Annotated in this window: 15 protein-coding genes; 7 read left to right on the forward strand and 8 right to left on the reverse strand. The window is 66.3% G+C overall.

The genetic code is table 11. The features are described from left to right. Positions 1 to 76 precede the first annotated feature (76 nt). From I6F12_RS18615 to I6F12_RS18630, 4 genes are read right to left on the reverse strand one after another with little or no spacing between them, the layout of a single operon-like run. Positions 77 to 841 (reverse strand): type II CAAX endopeptidase family protein, encoded by a 765-nt coding sequence (locus I6F12_RS18615; RefSeq protein ID WP_109143514.1) that lies wholly within the window; start codon positions 839 to 841, stop codon positions 77 to 79. Positions 842 to 864: 23 nt separating this feature from the next. Then, positions 865 to 2,508 carry an acyl-CoA dehydrogenase family protein gene (locus I6F12_RS18620; protein ID WP_225125095.1) on the reverse strand — a complete coding sequence of 548 codons (1,644 nt, stop codon included), beginning with the start codon at positions 2,506 to 2,508 and terminating at the stop codon, positions 865 to 867. A 20-nt stretch (positions 2,509 to 2,528) separates the two neighbouring features. Continuing rightward, positions 2,529 to 3,302: a M15 family metallopeptidase gene (locus I6F12_RS18625; protein WP_225125094.1), complete on the reverse strand. Its 774-nt coding sequence runs from the start codon at positions 3,300 to 3,302 to the stop codon at positions 2,529 to 2,531. Next, positions 3,299 to 4,645 carry a caspase family protein gene (locus I6F12_RS18630; protein WP_225156972.1) on the reverse strand — a complete coding sequence of 449 codons (1,347 nt, stop codon included), beginning with the start codon at positions 4,643 to 4,645 and terminating at the stop codon, positions 3,299 to 3,301. The genes I6F12_RS18625 and I6F12_RS18630 overlap by 4 nt, the downstream gene beginning before the upstream one ends. A gap of 225 nt (positions 4,646 to 4,870) precedes the next feature. On the opposite strand from I6F12_RS18630, the gene I6F12_RS18635 reads away from it, so the two are divergent. The 4 genes from I6F12_RS18635 (at position 4,871) to I6F12_RS18650 (ending at position 9,278) form a co-directional block, all read left to right on the forward strand. Further along, positions 4,871 to 5,818, forward strand: coding sequence for an aspartate carbamoyltransferase catalytic subunit (locus tag I6F12_RS18635; protein ID WP_036015092.1), 948 nt, complete (start codon positions 4,871 to 4,873; stop codon positions 5,816 to 5,818). A gap of 5 nt (positions 5,819 to 5,823) precedes the next feature. Beyond that, complete coding sequence (locus tag I6F12_RS18640) at positions 5,824 to 7,125, forward strand: dihydroorotase (RefSeq protein WP_036015131.1); 1,302 nt, start codon at positions 5,824 to 5,826, stop codon at positions 7,123 to 7,125. 47 nt (positions 7,126 to 7,172) lie between these two features. Beyond that, the gene (plsY, locus tag I6F12_RS18645) at positions 7,173 to 7,769 is read left to right on the forward strand and encodes a glycerol-3-phosphate 1-O-acyltransferase PlsY (RefSeq protein WP_036015094.1); all 597 of its coding nucleotides are present in this window, start codon (positions 7,173 to 7,175) and stop codon (positions 7,767 to 7,769) included. 309 nt (positions 7,770 to 8,078) lie between these two features. Beyond that, entirely contained in the window at positions 8,079 to 9,278 is a 1,200-nt protein-coding gene (locus I6F12_RS18650) for a patatin-like phospholipase family protein (protein ID WP_036015096.1), read from the forward strand. Here I6F12_RS18650 and I6F12_RS18655 read toward each other — a convergent pair. Further along, positions 9,270 to 10,514: an amidase gene (locus tag I6F12_RS18655; RefSeq protein ID WP_225156973.1), complete on the reverse strand. Its 1,245-nt coding sequence runs from the start codon at positions 10,512 to 10,514 to the stop codon at positions 9,270 to 9,272. The two genes, I6F12_RS18650 and I6F12_RS18655, sit on opposite strands and share 9 nt — an antisense overlap. A gap of 91 nt (positions 10,515 to 10,605) precedes the next feature. Between I6F12_RS18655 and dprA the strand changes: the two genes are divergently transcribed. Beyond that, positions 10,606 to 11,748 carry a DNA-processing protein DprA gene (dprA, locus tag I6F12_RS18660; protein WP_225156974.1) on the forward strand — a complete coding sequence of 381 codons (1,143 nt, stop codon included), beginning with the start codon at positions 10,606 to 10,608 and terminating at the stop codon, positions 11,746 to 11,748. Between the two features lie 142 nt (positions 11,749 to 11,890). Here dprA and I6F12_RS18665 read toward each other — a convergent pair whose 3' ends face one another. Beyond that, the gene (locus tag I6F12_RS18665) at positions 11,891 to 12,331 is read right to left on the reverse strand and encodes a helix-turn-helix domain-containing protein (protein WP_225156975.1); all 441 of its coding nucleotides are present in this window, start codon (positions 12,329 to 12,331) and stop codon (positions 11,891 to 11,893) included. An 83-nt stretch (positions 12,332 to 12,414) separates the two neighbouring features. Here I6F12_RS18665 and I6F12_RS18670 point away from each other — a divergent pair, with 83 nt between their 5' ends. Beyond that, positions 12,415 to 13,023, forward strand: a complete 609-nt coding sequence (locus I6F12_RS18670; RefSeq protein WP_225156976.1) for an NAD(P)H-dependent oxidoreductase — start codon at positions 12,415 to 12,417, stop codon at positions 13,021 to 13,023. Positions 13,024 to 13,090: 67 nt separating this feature from the next. On the opposite strand, the gene I6F12_RS18675 is transcribed toward I6F12_RS18670, so the two are convergent. Next, positions 13,091 to 13,864, reverse strand: coding sequence for an SDR family oxidoreductase (locus I6F12_RS18675; RefSeq protein ID WP_225148409.1), 774 nt, complete (start codon positions 13,862 to 13,864; stop codon positions 13,091 to 13,093). Between the two features lie 119 nt (positions 13,865 to 13,983). Between I6F12_RS18675 and I6F12_RS18680 the strand changes: the two genes are divergently transcribed. Beyond that, a complete protein-coding gene (locus I6F12_RS18680; RefSeq protein ID WP_225156977.1) occupies positions 13,984 to 14,451 on the forward strand; it encodes a helix-turn-helix domain-containing protein in 468 nt (155 codons plus the stop codon). A gap of 156 nt (positions 14,452 to 14,607) precedes the next feature. Here I6F12_RS18680 and I6F12_RS18685 read toward each other — a convergent pair whose 3' ends face one another. After that, positions 14,608 to 14,847 carry a hypothetical protein gene (locus I6F12_RS18685; protein ID WP_036025554.1) on the reverse strand — a complete coding sequence of 80 codons (240 nt, stop codon included), beginning with the start codon at positions 14,845 to 14,847 and terminating at the stop codon, positions 14,608 to 14,610. Positions 14,848 to 14,984 lie beyond the last annotated feature (137 nt).

Consider the following 14,984-nt stretch of genomic DNA (forward strand, 5'->3'; position numbering starts at 1 on the left):
CGACGAAGCAATCCAGACTGCCGCGGCGGAGAGATTCTGGATTGCTTCGCTGCGCTCGCAATGACGAAGTTGCGGCCTAGCTCCCCAGCCACATCGTCAGCACCACCGCGGTGAGATTGTTCAGCGCGTGCAGCACGATGGTGAGCCACAGCGAGCCGGAGCGGTAGCGCATGTAGCCGAACCACAGGCCGATGGCAAAGACTTCGGCGAGGAAGTACATGTCGTACTGCAGATGGACGATTGTCCACACCAGCGACGACATCAGGATCGCGCCGGGTGCGCGCAGGAAGCTCGCCGACCAGCCACGATAGAGGAAGCCTCGCGCCAGAACCTCTTCCGACATCGGCGCCGCCACCGCGAATGCGGCCAGCAGCAGCAGCGCGGCGCCCTTGTCGCGGCCCGTTTTCAACAGATCGGTCATGAAGCCCGGCGTCGCCTCGCGGCCGAGGGCGCGCGACATCGTCTCCCAGAGCAGCACGATCAGGATGAGGCCGACGGCGCCGAACAGCAGCTGCTTCCAGGACGGCCAATGCAGCGCGAGATAATCGATGAACGAAGCTTTCTTGATGCGAATGGCGAGCCAGACCGCGGCCAGTGTCGCCGGCAAGCCCATGATGACCGAGAGCGCAAGCGTCTGGGGCTCGCGGCCGACGACCTGCAGCGAAGCGAGGTCCATGGGTAGACCACGCTGCGCCGCCAGCAGAAGGACGGCGCCGATCTGCCCGACGAACATCGCAACGAAGATGAAGAGGCCCCACACCGCCGTGCCCCAGAACTTCCAGACACGCGGCGCCGCCGGCGTCGCGGTCAGCGTCGGATGATCGGGATTGAGGGAGTCCATCAGCTGGCTTTCGTTTTGGAGATTCACGGCAGCGCCCGCTCCAGCAGCGCGCGCACGGCGGCGCTGTCGAGCTCGACCGCGCCGTACATACCGGCATGGTTCGTCGCGAGGCGGGTCGCGGCAAACAATTCGGCCTGGCGCGGCGACACGCCATTGAGCGCGGCCGTCGCGGCCAGCAATGCCAGCTTCTCGACCGCAAGCCGCGCGACGCGCTCGCCGTCGGCGCGCCGAAACGTCTTGCCGATGAAGCTGGCCGCCTCGCCCGCCCCCGGCAGCCCCTTGGTCTCGGCCGCCAGCGCTTGCAGCACCGCCGTCGCCGCCTCGCCCTCGCGCGAGAGCGCGCGGAGCACGTCGAGGCACATCACGTTGCCCGAGCCCTCCCAGATCGCGTTGACCGGCGACTCCCGATAGTGGCGCGCCAGAATGCCGTCCTCGACATAACCGTTGCCGCCGAGGCACTCCATCGCCTCAAACAGGAACGGCGGCGCGCTCTTGCAGGTCCAGTATTTGATCGCGGGCGTGAGCAGCCGCATATAGGCCGCCTCCGCCGCATCGTGCGGCGTGCGGTCGAAGGCGCGGCAGAGCCGCATCACCAGCGCCGTGCTCGCCTCCACATGCAGCGCCATGTCCGACAGCACGGCCTGCATCAGGGGCTGATCGGCCAGATGCTTCTGGAACACGCTGCGATGCCGGGCGTGGTGCAGCGCATGCGCAAGCCCCGAGCGCATCAGGCCGACGGAGGCGATCGCGCAATCCTGGCGCGTCAGCTGCACCATCTGGATGATGGTACGGATGCCCTTGCCCTCCTCGCCGACCCTTTCGGCATAGGCGCCCGTGAATTCGACCTCGGATGAGGCATTGGAGCGGTTGCCGAGCTTGTCCTTCAGCCGCTGGAACTGAATGGCGTTGACCGATCCGTCCGGCGCGAAGCGCGGCATGAAGAAGCAGGTCAGCCCGCCTTCGGCCTGCGCCAGCACCAGGAACGCATCGCACATCGGCGCCGACATGAACCATTTGTGGCCGGTGATGCGATAGCCGTCCCCGTCGCGCACCGCACGCGTCATGTTAGCGCGCACGTCGGTGCCGCCCTGCTTCTCGGTCATGCCCATGCCGAGCGTCATGCCGCGTTTCTGCCACCACGGCGCAAAGCTCGGATCGTAGCTCTTGGTCGACAACACCGGCATCACGCGCGCGAGCAACTCAGGCTGCATCGCCAGCGCACCGACGGAGGCGCGCGTCATCGTGATCGGGCAAAGGTGGCCGGTCTCGACTTGCGCAGCCATGTAGAACTTTGCGGCACGAATGACCTCAGTGGCATCGCCCGCAGGTTTTCCGTCCGCCATCCACGTCGAATTGTGCACGCCGGCATGCGCACTGTGCGCCATCAGCTCGTGATAGGCGGGATGAAACTCGACCTGGTCGCGGCGATTGCCCTTGGCATCAAAGCTGCGCAGCTTCGGCGTGTTCTCGTTCGCGAGGCGCCCGCGATCGGCCATCGCCGCCGAGCCCCAATGCCGACCGAACTCGGAGAGCTCACGCTCCGCCGCCGCGCCGCCATTGGCCCTGACCGCCCCGACCAGCGGTCGGTCCACGGCGAAAAGATCGACGTCCTCGAACGGCGGCGACTGGTTGAAGACCTCGTGGGTCGCAAATGTGGGCTGGGTCATTTTGCGTCCTCGGCGCGGAATCAGTTCCGTCGCGGCTGGATCGGGAAATCATAGGCCGCCCCGCCTGCCCCCGGCAGCGAAAAATGCCACCACTCCTTCGAATAGTTCACAAAGCCTTGCCTGGCCATCACAGCCACCAGCCGCTTGCGCCAGGCGCGCTGCTCCGGAGTGATCGATGGTGCCGCAGTGTGCCCCTTCGGGTCGGTACAGTCGTAGCCTGTGCCCATGTCGACGCTGCCCTCGGGCGCCCGCGCCTCGACCGGCGCCGTGCAATCCGCATAGGTCTTGGCTGGATCATATTTGGCAGAATTGTCCGCCCTGAGATCGACCAGCGTGAGATCGAGTGCCGCACCGGTCGAATGCTGCGAGCGGCTCGCAATGTAGCCGAGGCGGAACAGCTCGGTCTTGGGGATCTTCGGATTGTAGCGCCGCTCCGACGCCGTCTCGCGGCCGTTCTGCGACCACTTGACCATGTCGAGCGAGGCCCGCGCCGGCCGGTAGCAGTCGAACATCTTGAGCGAGAGATTTTGCGCCGCCAGCTCCTGCTGCACCGCTTTCAGCCGCAGCCCCACCTCGCGCTTCACCACGCATTCGCCTGCTTGGTAGCCGGCGAGCGGACGGCCGACGAAATTGTTCGACGTGGCGTAACGGACATCCTGGATGATGCTGGGATCGATATCGCGCAGATAGACGAAGTCACCGGGCAAGCTCTGCGCCCGCACGGGAACGAGAAACGATAGTGCGAGCAGCACGACAAGCGCGACGCGCGCCGCGGTTCCGGTCCTTGCGGTCATTGCATCGGATCCGAGTTGACCAGAAGCTTCGTGATCGCCGTGTCCGTATATTTGTTGCCGGCCCAGACATCGTCGATGATGAACTGCATCCAATGGGCCGACACCGGCGGCCGCAATGTCAGCAATTGCGCCGACAGCTTGTCGTCGAGAATGAAGGTCTGCGACTCGCCGCCCGAGAACAGCACGCGGATCTGGCGAACCCTGTTGTTCTTGGCGAAGATGTCGGGGCTTTTCTGGTAGCCGTTGTGCACGTGGATCGACTTGACCCGCCGCACGGTTTCGAACTCGATGGTGATCCATTCGCCGATGCCGTTGCCGGATGCGCCCTCCACCCAGGCCGTCCCCGTCGAGGCGTCGAACAAATTCGCTGCGCCGTACGAATTGCCGAATTGCGGCTTCAGCATCGAGCTGACGCAATAGGTCTCGAAGCCGCTGCGGGCGCAGCTTTCGCCTGCCGCGGAGGGACGCGGCGGACGCATGGTGGCGCGCTCCGCGACAGCAGGCCTTGCCGGCGGCTTCGCCAGCATGCCCGCCACTTTCGGCGCCCCGTTCGACGATTCCGCATTCCAGAGAAAGATGCGCCCGCCGAGCGTCTGGTCGTAATAAGCGGGCGTCTGCTCGTGCGGTGCTGCTTGTCCTCCGGCATCCGTCGCCGTCAGCGCCAGCGCCGCCACGCGCTCGCGCACCTCGACCGCGAGGTCGCCGAGATGCAGCTCGGGCCGCTTGAGCTGCTCGACGAATGTCCGCGTGAACACCGAATTGTGCGCCGTATCGTTGCTGCCGAGCTGGTCGAGCGCGGTCTGGCCGATGCCTGCGGAATAGAGCGTGAAGATCCCGCGCGCGGGCCGGGCGTCAGCAAGCCCCCGCGTGTTCCCGATCGAACGTCCCGCGGCGCGTGGAAACGGATTGTCACGGCAGGCATCGATGACGACGAAGGCGACCCGCACTGCCTTGGCCTGAAGCTCCGCGATCACGTCGGTCTCGGCGATCGAGGCCCCGCGCACCCGCGCCTCGGCGCCCTCGTTCACGGTGGGAACGTCGCTCGGCACGAGGTAGTTCACGCCTGCGATCGCAACGCCGTGTCCGGCATAGAACACGGCGGCGGTATCGCCCGGCACGAGCCGCGACGTGAAATCCGCAAGCCGGTCGATCATGCCCTGGCGGCCAAGATTGGTCCCGAGCACGATGTCGAACCCGAGCGACCTCAGCGCGTCGGCGACGGTCGTTGCGTCATTGGCGGCCTTCTTCAATTGCCGGTCGGCCGGCAGGTTCGGATAGAGATCGTTGCCGATCACGAGTGCGACGCGTTTTTCGGCCCAAGCCGGTGTCGCAAGGCCAGCCATGCACGCGGTCGCGAGCGCAGCAACATTGCGCGCCAGTCGATTAAAATACCGCGTGCCCGTCATGATCCAGCCCGTGACGCAACCAATGTTGCGAGTCTAGCGCAAAGCGGCTGCCCCGAACACCGGCTGGCGGCGCCGCCTCCGCCGCAAAGCGCCGTGGATAAGTCCGGCGGCGGGATTTGAAGCTTGCTCCCCCCGCCGTCCGCCCCTATAGCTCTGCTTTTAATGACATCGAAATCGACCTTCGTCCTCGGCCACCGGCATTTGCTGGGCATCGAGGGCCTTTCCGCGGCCGACATCAGCGGCCTCCTCGACCTGTCCGAAGAATATGTCGAGCTCAACCGCCAGGTTGACAAGAAGCGCACCGTCTTGCGCGGACGGACGCAGGTGAACCTGTTCTTCGAGGCCTCCACCCGGACCCAATCCTCGTTCGAGCTTGCGGGAAAGCGGCTGGGCGCCGACGTCATGAACATGTCGGTCGCCTCCTCGTCCATCAAGAAGGGCGAGACACTGATCGACACCGCGATGACGCTCAATGCGATGCACCCGGACATCCTGGTGATGCGCCATCACGCCTCCGGCGCCGTGGAACTGCTGGCCCGTAAGGTCGACGGTTCCGTGATCAATGCCGGCGACGGCGCGCACGAGCATCCGACCCAGGCGCTGCTCGACGCGCTCACCATCCGCCGCAACAAGGGTCGGATCGAGGGGCTCGTGGTCGCGATCTGCGGCGACGTGATGCATTCGCGCGTCGCCCGCTCCAACATCATCCTGCTTAACACCATGGGCGCCCGCGTCCGCGTCGTCGGGCCCTCCACGCTGCTGCCGCCGGGCATCGAGCGCATGGGCGTCGAGGTCGCGCGCGACATGCGCGAGGGTCTCAACGGCGCCGACATCGTCATGATGCTGCGGCTGCAGCGCGAGCGCATGAACGGCTCCTTCGTGCCCTCGTCGAGCGAATACTTCCACTATTTCGGGCTCGACCAGAAGAAGCTCGCTTACGCCAAGCCGGACGCGCTCGTGATGCATCCCGGCCCCATGAACCGCGGCGTCGAAATCGACACGGCCGTCGCCGACGGTGCGCAATCCCTGATCCGCGAGCAGGTGGAGATGGGCGTCGCCGTGCGCATGGCGGTGCTGGAAGCGCTCGCCCGTAACCTGCCGAACGCGTGATGCCGATGCTGACCGATCGCCGCCCCATCCTGCTGGCCAATGCCCGCGTCGTCGATCCCTCCAGGGATTTCGACGGGGTAGGCGACGTCCTGATCGCCGACGGCAGCATTCGCGAGACCCGCCGCGGCATCGGCGCTGCCGGCGTCCCCGAGGGCACCGACATCGTCAATTGCTCCGGCAAGATCGTCGCACCCGGCCTGATCGACATGCGCGCCTTCGTCGGCGAACCCGGCTTCAGCCACCGCGAGACCTTTGCCACCGCGAGCCAGGCGGCCGCGACCGGCGGCATCACCACCATCATCTGCCAGCCTGACACCTCGCCGGTGATCGACAATTCGGCAACGGTCGACTTCGTGATGCGCCGCGCCCGCGACACCGCGATCGTCAACATCCAGCCGATGGCCGCCCTCACCAAGGGCATGCACGGCCAGGAGATGACCGAGTTCGGCCTGCTCAAAGCCGCTGGCGCCGTCGCCTTCAGCGATGGCGCCAGAAGCGTGACCAATGCGCAGGTGATGCGCCGCGCGCTGACCTATGCGCGCGATTTCGACGCGCTGATCGTGCATTACACCGAGGACCCCGATCTTGTCGGCGAAGGCGTGATGAACGAGGGCGAGTTCGCCTCGCGGCTCGGCCTGATGGGCATCCCGAATGCCGCCGAAGCCGTGATGCTGGAGCGCGATCTGCGCCTCGTCGCCCTCACCGGCGGCCGCTACCACGCGGCGTCGCTGACCTGCATCGATTCCCTCGACATCCTTCAGCGCGCGCGCGATGCCGGGCTCGCCGTCAGCGCCTCGGTCTCGATCAATCATCTGGCGCTGAACGAGAACGACATCGGTCCTTACCGTTCGTTCCTGAAGCTGTCGCCGCCGCTGCGCACCGAGGACGACCGCCGCGCCCTGGTGGCGGCGATCGGCTCCGGTCTGCTCGATGTCATCATGTCCGACCACAATCCGCAGGACGTCGAGGGCAAGCGCCTGCCGTTCGCGGAAGCCGCGCCCGGCGCCGTCGGGCTCGAGACCATGCTGCCGGCCGGCCTGCGGCTGGTCCACAACGGCGAGATCGAGCTGAAGACGCTGATCCGCGCGATGTCGACCCGCCCGGCCGAGCTGCTCGGCCTGTCGGGCGGAACCCTGCGCGCCGGCAGCCCCGCGGATGTCATCGTGATCGACCCCGACGTGCCCTGGGTGGTCGATCCCGCCGACCTCAAGTCGCCCTGCAAGAACACCCCGTTCGACGAGGCCCGCTTTACAGGCCGGGTGGTGCGCACCATTGTCGGCGGACGAACGGTATATGAGCATGTCTGACGTGCGGCTTCGTTCGACGTGGAGAATGGGCCTTTGGAGATGCCGCCATGGCGCTTGAACCGTTTCTGCCGGTGGCTTTCGTCATCGGCTATCTCCTCGGCTCGATTCCGTTCGGGCTGATCCTGACCAGGCTCGCGGGCACCCAGGATATCCGCTCGATCGGCTCCGGCAGCATCGGCGCCACCAACGTGCTGCGCACCGGACGCAAGAGCCTCGCCGCGGGAACCCTGCTGTTCGACGCGCTCAAGGGCACCGTGGCGGTGGTGATCGCCGGCTACATCGCAGGCCCCTACGCCGCAATGGTAGCCGGGCTCGGCGCTTTCCTCGGCCACCTCTTCCCGGTCTGGCTGAAGTTCAAAGGCGGCAAGGGCGTCGCGGTGTATATCGGCATCCTGCTGGGGCTGTTCTGGCCGGGCGCCGTCGTGTTCTGCCTGCTCTGGCTGGCGACCGCCTTCACCACCCGCTATTCCTCGCTCTCGGCGCTGGTGGCGGCGTTCATCACACCGATGTTCCTCTGGTGGTTCGGTCATCTCGCATTGTCGGCGCTCGCCGCCGTGCTGACCCTGCTGTTGTTCTACGCGCATCGCGAGAACATCAAGCGCCTGCAAGCGGGCAAGGAAAGCCGGATCGGCGAGAAGGCCTAGAGCATGATCCGGAAAAGTGCGAAGCGGTTTTCCGAAAAGATCATGCTCATACAATAACCTAAAGCGTGATGACGATTCCTAATCGCATCGCGCTTAGAGCGTTTTCGAGCGAATTGGATTCCGGTTCGCGTCGCGACAACGCCTCAAACAAGAATTTGAGGTCGGAAAAAGTACGGATACCGCCGCACCCCTTCCGCATTATATGCCAAATCCTGTTCGCAATTCTCCTGCGAGTCACGGCAGGCTGTAGCGAACTGGTTCCATGCCTGTCATCCTGATACGGGAAACGGCGTTAGGCGGTTGCTCAGAATGAGCGAGAAGATTGTCGGCGTGAATGACGGGATCGGCTCGCTCGGTGCTTCCGGCACTGCAGCAAGCCGGCTGCTCTCGGCGACCAATATCTGGTCCGACGCGCCGCTGCCCGCGCCCGCTGCACGGCCAGCGCCGCAGCCGGAGCCTGCAGTCAAGCCTGACGCTCCGCTCGATGTCGCCGTCGCCAAGGCTGCACCGGTCGCGCCCGCGCGGGCGCGTTCCGAGCAATGGCCGCCGCGAAAGCTTTCGCTGGCGCTGCAGGGCGGCGGCACCTTTGCGGCCTTCACCTGGGGCGTGCTGGAGCGCCTGCTCGAAGAGACCTCCATCGAGATCGACACCGTCAGCGGCGCCAGCGCCGGCGCCATCAATGCGCTGCTCCTCGCTTGCGGCCTGGCCGAAGGCGGCCGTGAAGGCGCACGCTCCCGGCTGAACCGGTTCTGGGTCCGGCTGATGCACGAGGCCTCGTTCCGCTCACTGATGCTGATCGGCGGCTTTTCGCCGGCGGGAAGCTCGGTCGCGTTCGGCCCGACCCTGCGCTCCGGGCAGTTCGATCCGTTCGATCTCGATCCGCTGCGGCAGGCGGTCTCCCGCGACATCAATTTTTCCGTCCTGCGCCATGCGCGGTGCCCAAAACTGCTGATCGCGGCGACGCGGATCCGCGACGGGCAGCAGCAGATTTTCGGCAACGAGGCCATCACCGCCGACGTCGCGCTGGCCTCGACCTGCCCTCCGCTGGTCCATTGTGCGGTCGAGATCGATGGCGAGGCCTATTGGGACGGCGGCTTCGGCGGCAATCCGCCGCTGCTGCGCCTGGTGCAGGACACGGCGGCAACGGATCTGCTGCTGGTCCAGGTCACGCCGACGCGCGACAGCTATGTGCCGATCACGCTCGCCGCGATCGACCGCCGGCTCGACCAGATCGCGGCGAACGCCGCGCTCAATGCCGAGATCTCCGCGATCGAATGGGCGCAGTCGCACATGGCCTCTCCGCTGCGGCTCACCAGGATCGCGGCGGAAGACTCCCTTGACGGCCTGGCGCAGCGCTCATCCACCGATCTCGGCCGCGGCTTCATTCGCCTGCTGCACCGGAGCGGCCGCGCAGCCGCCGAGCAATGGCTCGGGCAAGGTGCAGGAGCCGGCGCAGCGCCCTCAGCGCCCGCTCAGGCCCTCGCTCCTTCCGAACCTGTGCTAGCCTGATTTCGCCAGCGCGTCCTCCAGGAACCAAGCCGCCGCGAGCGCCAGCGGATCGTTGCCGAAGCGTGCGATCACCTGCACGCCAACAGGCAGGCCACCGACCTTGAGCACCGGCACGTTGACGCAAGGATTGCCCATCAGCGTCCACAGCCGGTTGTAGCGGGGATCGCCGGTGGTCGCGAGCTCCTTGGCCGGCGCGGTGCCGGGCGCGGAATAGGTCAGCAGCACGTCGAAGCCTTCGAACAATTCACTGAGCTCGCGGCGGCCGCGACGGCTGATGCGGCGCGCCTCGTCATAGTCTTTCGGCGTCAGCCCGACCGTCGCATCGAGACTGGTGCGCAGCATCGGCGCGATCTCGTCGTGACGTTCCGAAAATTCCCAGGCGAGCGCGCGATGCGCCTCATAGTCCTGGATGATCGGGTGGAGGCGCCAGGCCTCCTGCACCGCCTTGGGCAGATCGATGGTCTGCACGCTGGCACCGACGCGCATAGCCGCCTTGATCGCAGCCTGCAGTCCCTCTTCAGCCGCCGGCTCCACGGCGCCTGCGAACTCCTGCCTGACCACGCCGATGCGCGGCGACTTCGCCGGGCTGATGCCGGAGAATTCCGTGCGCCCCGTCATCGCCAGGAGACCGCGCGCAAGATCCTCCGCGCGCGCGCCGAACAGGCCGACCGTGTCGAGCGCCCACGAATAGCACTTGACGCCGACGGTCGGCAGCATCCGGAACGACGGCTTGATCGCCGCCGTCCCGCAATAGGCCGCCGGCCGGATGACCGAGCCGCCGGTCTGAGTACCCAGCGCCAGCGGGATCATGCCGGCGCCGACGGCCGCCGCCGAGCCCGAGGACGAGCCGCCCGGCGAATGCGCCGTATTGTGCGGATTGCGCGTCGGCGTCGGATCGCGCGAGGCGAATGCGGTGGTCGTGGTCTTGCCGATGATGGTGGCCCCGGCCCGCTTCAGCATCATCACCACAGGCGCATCGCTGCGCGGCTGCCAACCGCGGTAGATCTCCGAGCCCATCTCGGTCGGCATGTCAGCGGTGTCGATGATGTCCTTGATGCCGACGGCAATGCCGCGCAGCGGGCCCGCGGCTTGCGCCCTCGCGGATTTATCGTGCCGGACGAAAGCCTGAACGTCCTTCTCCTTGGCTTCGATCGCCGCATGCGACTGGGCGATGGCGGCGTCGGGCGAAAGCTCCCCCGCTTCAATGCGGCGCTGGAGGTCGGCGAGTGAGATCATGACAACATCCTTCTTATTGGCATCGCTTTTAGCATCGCAGCAAGGTCGTGCAAGCGCACGTCCCTGTTGCGCAACGCCCTCAGGTTGTTCCATGCTGTCGCTGCAAGGAGACACCGTGGACGCCATCAACAGAAGCGTGGAGCTGACCGAGGCCGAGCGGATCGACTGCCTGCGGCTGATCCGTTCCGACAATGTCGGGCCGCGCACCTTCCGCTCGCTGGTCGATCATTTCGGCAGCCCGCGCGCCGCGCTGGAGCGGCTGCCCGATCTCGCCCGCCGCGGCGGCGCGGCGCGATCGGCGCGCATCTGCAGCGCGGATGAAGCAAAGGCCGAGCTCGCCGCGAGCCGCAAGTTCGGCATCGCCTGGCGCGCGCCCGGCGAGGACGGCTATCCGGCGCGGCTGGCGATGATCGACGATGCGCCGCCGCTGCTCGCGGTGCGCGGCGACACCAAATCCCTGATGCGGCCGATGATCGCGATCGTCGGCTCACGCAACGCCTCCGGCGCCGGCCTCAAATTTGCCGGCCAGCTCGCGCGCGAGCTCGGCGAAGCCGGCTTCGTGGTCATCTCCGGGCTCGCCCGCGGCGTCGACCAGGCCGCGCATCGCACCAGCGTCGAGAGCGGCACGATCGCGGTGCTCGCCGGCGGCCACGATTGCATCTATCCGCCCGAGCATGGCGACCTGCTCGCCGCGATCCTCGACCACGCCGGCGCTGCGATCTCCGAAATGCCGCTCGGCCATGAGCCGCGCGCCCGCGACTTTCCCCGGCGCAACCGATTGATCTCGGGCGCTTCGCTCGGCGTCGTCGTGGTCGAGGCGGCGCACCGCTCGGGCTCGCTGATCACGGCACGCATGGCGGCCGAACAGGGCCGCGAAGTGTTCGCCGTCCCGGGCTCGCCGCTCGATCCGCGCGCCGCCGGCACCAACGACCTGATCAAGCAGGGCGCAACGCTCGTCACCGAAGCCGCCGACATCGTCAACGCGGTTCAGCCGATCATGGAGCGGCCGCTGATGCATCCGGCGGGCGAGCCCGACAGCGAGCCGTTCGAGAGCGATCCGCAAAGCCATGATCGCGACCAGATCACCGCCCTGCTCGGCCCTGCCCCTGTTACGATCGACGACCTCGTCCGGATGTCCGGCGCCTCGCCCGCGATCGTGCGCACCGTGCTGCTGGAGCTCGAGCTCGCCGGCAAGCTCGAACGTCACGGCGGCGGATTGGTGTCGCTGGTTTAGCCTCCCCAGGTGTCATTCCGGGGCGCGACGAAGTCGCGAGCCCGGAATCCATTCATCCACTTGATCTGTGGCCAAATGGATTCCGGGCTCCCTCGCTTCGCTCAGGCCCCGGAATGACGGGATGAACTATCGAGGCGCAACGCTAGCCGCCGTTGCGCTGGTCGAACTTCGTGCGCGCGGCCTCGATCTGATCCAGATGGTCCTTCGCCCATTTGCCGAGCGCCTCGACGGGGCGCGACAGGCCGCGGCCGAGATCGGTCAGCTCATAGTCCACCCGCGGCGGGATGGTCGGAAAGATCGTGCGCGTAACGAGGCCGTCGCGCTCGAGGCCGCGCAGCGTCAGGGTCAACATCCGCTGCGAGATGCCGTTGATCATGCGCTTGAGCTCGTTGAAGCGCTTTGGCCCGTCGCTCAGCATCATGATGACGAACACGCTCCATTTGTCGCCGACGCGGGACAGCACGGAGGCGACCCCACGGCAATCCGCATGGTTGGGATCCGGCATGGGCCTGGTATCCAGTCTCGGATTTGGCCGCAGCATTGCGGGCAATTCGGTGTGCGCAGGTTTCAATGATGTGCCCATGGCTCAAAAAAGTGCGTTCTTGCGGGGATTTCGATAGTCACACATGTAGCGCTGGTTACAAACTTATACCAGGGTGACCCCACATGAAACTCCTCCATGTCGACTCCAGCGTGCTCGGCCCCCACTCCGTCAGCCGGCAGGTTTCCGCCGCCATCGTCGACCGGCTCCGGCAGGCGGCGCCCTCGCTTCAAGTCGTCTACCGCGACCTGACCGAGACGCCGCTAGCCCATCTCTCCGGCTCGCACCTCGCCGCCGCGCAAGGCGCCCCCGCGCCGGCGGAACTCGGGCCCGACCTTGCCGCAAGCGCGGCGGCGCTGGAGGAGTTCCTGGCCGCCGACATCGTCGTGATCGGCGCGCCCATGTACAATTTCACCATTCCGAGCCAGCTCAAGGCCTGGATCGACCGCATCCTGGTGGCGGGGAAGACTTTCAAGTACGGCGCGGCCGGGCCGGAGGGGCTCGCCGGCGGCAAGCGGGTGATCGTGGCCATCTCGCGCGGCGGCCACTACGGAGCAGGGACGCCTTACGCAGCCGGCGAGCATCTCGAAACCTACCTGCGCTGGGTGTTCGGCTTCATGGGTATCACCAACCTCGAATTCATCCCGGCCGACGGTATCCAACTCGGGCCGGAGCACCGCGAGAAGGCGATCGCTGGTGCGCTCCAATCGGCAACAAGCCTGCGCGCGGCCTAACCCTCGCCGCGGCTAACGCGTCGGGCGCAACGCGAATGTTGCGCCCGAGCAAATTCGCTTGATTTGATCAGCCGCGATAGATCGGCGCGCCGCTCGGCGAGGCCACCGCGCCGCCATCGACGAAAATCTCCTGGCCCTGCACATGCGCGGAATCGTCGGAGGCGAGGAACAGCACCGTCTTCGCCACGTGATCCGTTTCACCGATGCGGCCGAGCGGCGTCGACAGTGCGATCCGCTTCTCGAACGCCTTCTCGGCTTCCGGCGTCGCGGTCGCAGGCCCCCAGATCGGGGTGCGGATCGCACCCGGCGCGACCACGTTGACGCGGATGCCGCGCGGCGACAGTTCTGAAGCCATGATCCGCGCCATCGCCCGCACGCCGGCCTTCGCCGCGCCATAGGCCGAGTAGCCGGGAATGCCGAGCACCGAGATTACCGAGCCGTTGAGGATGATCGAGGCGTTGTCGTTGAGATGGGGCAGCGCGGATTGAACGGTGAAGAACACGCCGGTGAGGTTCGTGCTGATCACCTTCTCGAACACCTCTGGTATCGCCGATCCCAGCGGTGTGCCGCCGGCGATGCCGGCATTGGCGAACACGATATCGAACTTGCCGAATTTCTCCGCGCCCTGCTTGATTGCAGCTTCCGTCGCCGCGATGTCCGTCGCGTCGGCTGGCAGCGCGAGCGCGTTCGGCCCGAGCTCCTTCGCGGCCGCCGCCAGCGTCTCCTTGTTGCGCCCGGTGATCACCACCTTGGCGCCTTCGGCCACGAACAGTTTTGCCGTTGCCAGCCCGATGCCGCTATTGCCGCCGGTGATCAGCGCCGTCTTGTCCTTCAGTCTCACGCTCGCCTCCAGTAGTTGCATAATGAAACTAAGTTGCCATCTAGGCCATTTGGTTTTATGATGCAACCACACAAGCGCGTGATCGGCGCTGGCGGCGTGTGAATGCGAAGGGACGAACGATGGTGAAACGGACGAGCTTCGAGGGTGATGCCTGCCCGATCGCGCGGTCGCTGGAGGCGCTCGGCGACTGGTGGTCGCTCTTGATCATCCGCGAAGCGCTGTTCGGCGTCCGCCGCTTCGGCGAGTTTCAGAACAAGCTCGGCATGGCCAAGAACATCCTGGCGGCGCGGCTACGATCGCTGGTCGACCATGGCATTTTGGAAACCGCCCCCGCCTCCGACGGCAGTGCCTATCAGGAATATGTGCTGACGCCGAAGGGCCGCGGCACTTTCCCGATCCTGGTCGCGCTGCGGCAGTGGAGCGAGGAGTTCGACGACCGTCCCGAGGAGATTGCGACGATGCTGGTCGATCGCGAGAAGGGCCGTCCGGTGAAGAAGCTGGAAATGCGCGCCGAGGATGGCCGCCTGCTCACGCCGGCGGAGACCGCGCTGAAGCCACGACCGTCGTCGCGACGTCGGTCGGCGTGATTGTGGCGCACCGCCCCCACGACGTCATTGCGAGGAGCCCTTGCGACAAAGCAATCCAGAATCCCACCGCGGCAAGACTCTGGATTGCTTCGCTTCGCTCGCAATGACGGGGAGAGAGCGGCGCTCAAGTCTTTCACGATCACCGGGGAGCCACCCTCACGACAGCTTGCGCTTGGTCCGTAGCCGCAGGTGCTCGTCGGCCTCGAGCTTGGTCATGCCTAAGAGATAATGCAGCACGTCCAGCTTGTGGCGCTCGGCCAGCTTGCGTAAGGCCCCGGTCTGCTCGGCGATGAAGGCCACGGCCTCGTCGGCACCGCCCTCCCCCGGTTCCTCGTGACGCGTGCCCCCCGGCGCGCCGGATCCGGCGCGCGCCCGTTTTTTTCCTGGCTTGGTCACCAGTACCCCACCCGAATCCATGCCCCGACAGGACATTACGCCCACATCAACCGCAACTCCAAGGTGGTATTCTGCAACTTTTTCGATATGAAACTTTTCCCATTGCGGCGCCTTTCAACACCCCACGATTTGACAGG

This window comes from Bradyrhizobium sp. IC4059, from assembly GCF_020193615.1.
Lineage (GTDB): Bacteria > Pseudomonadota > Alphaproteobacteria > Rhizobiales > Xanthobacteraceae > Bradyrhizobium > Bradyrhizobium yuanmingense.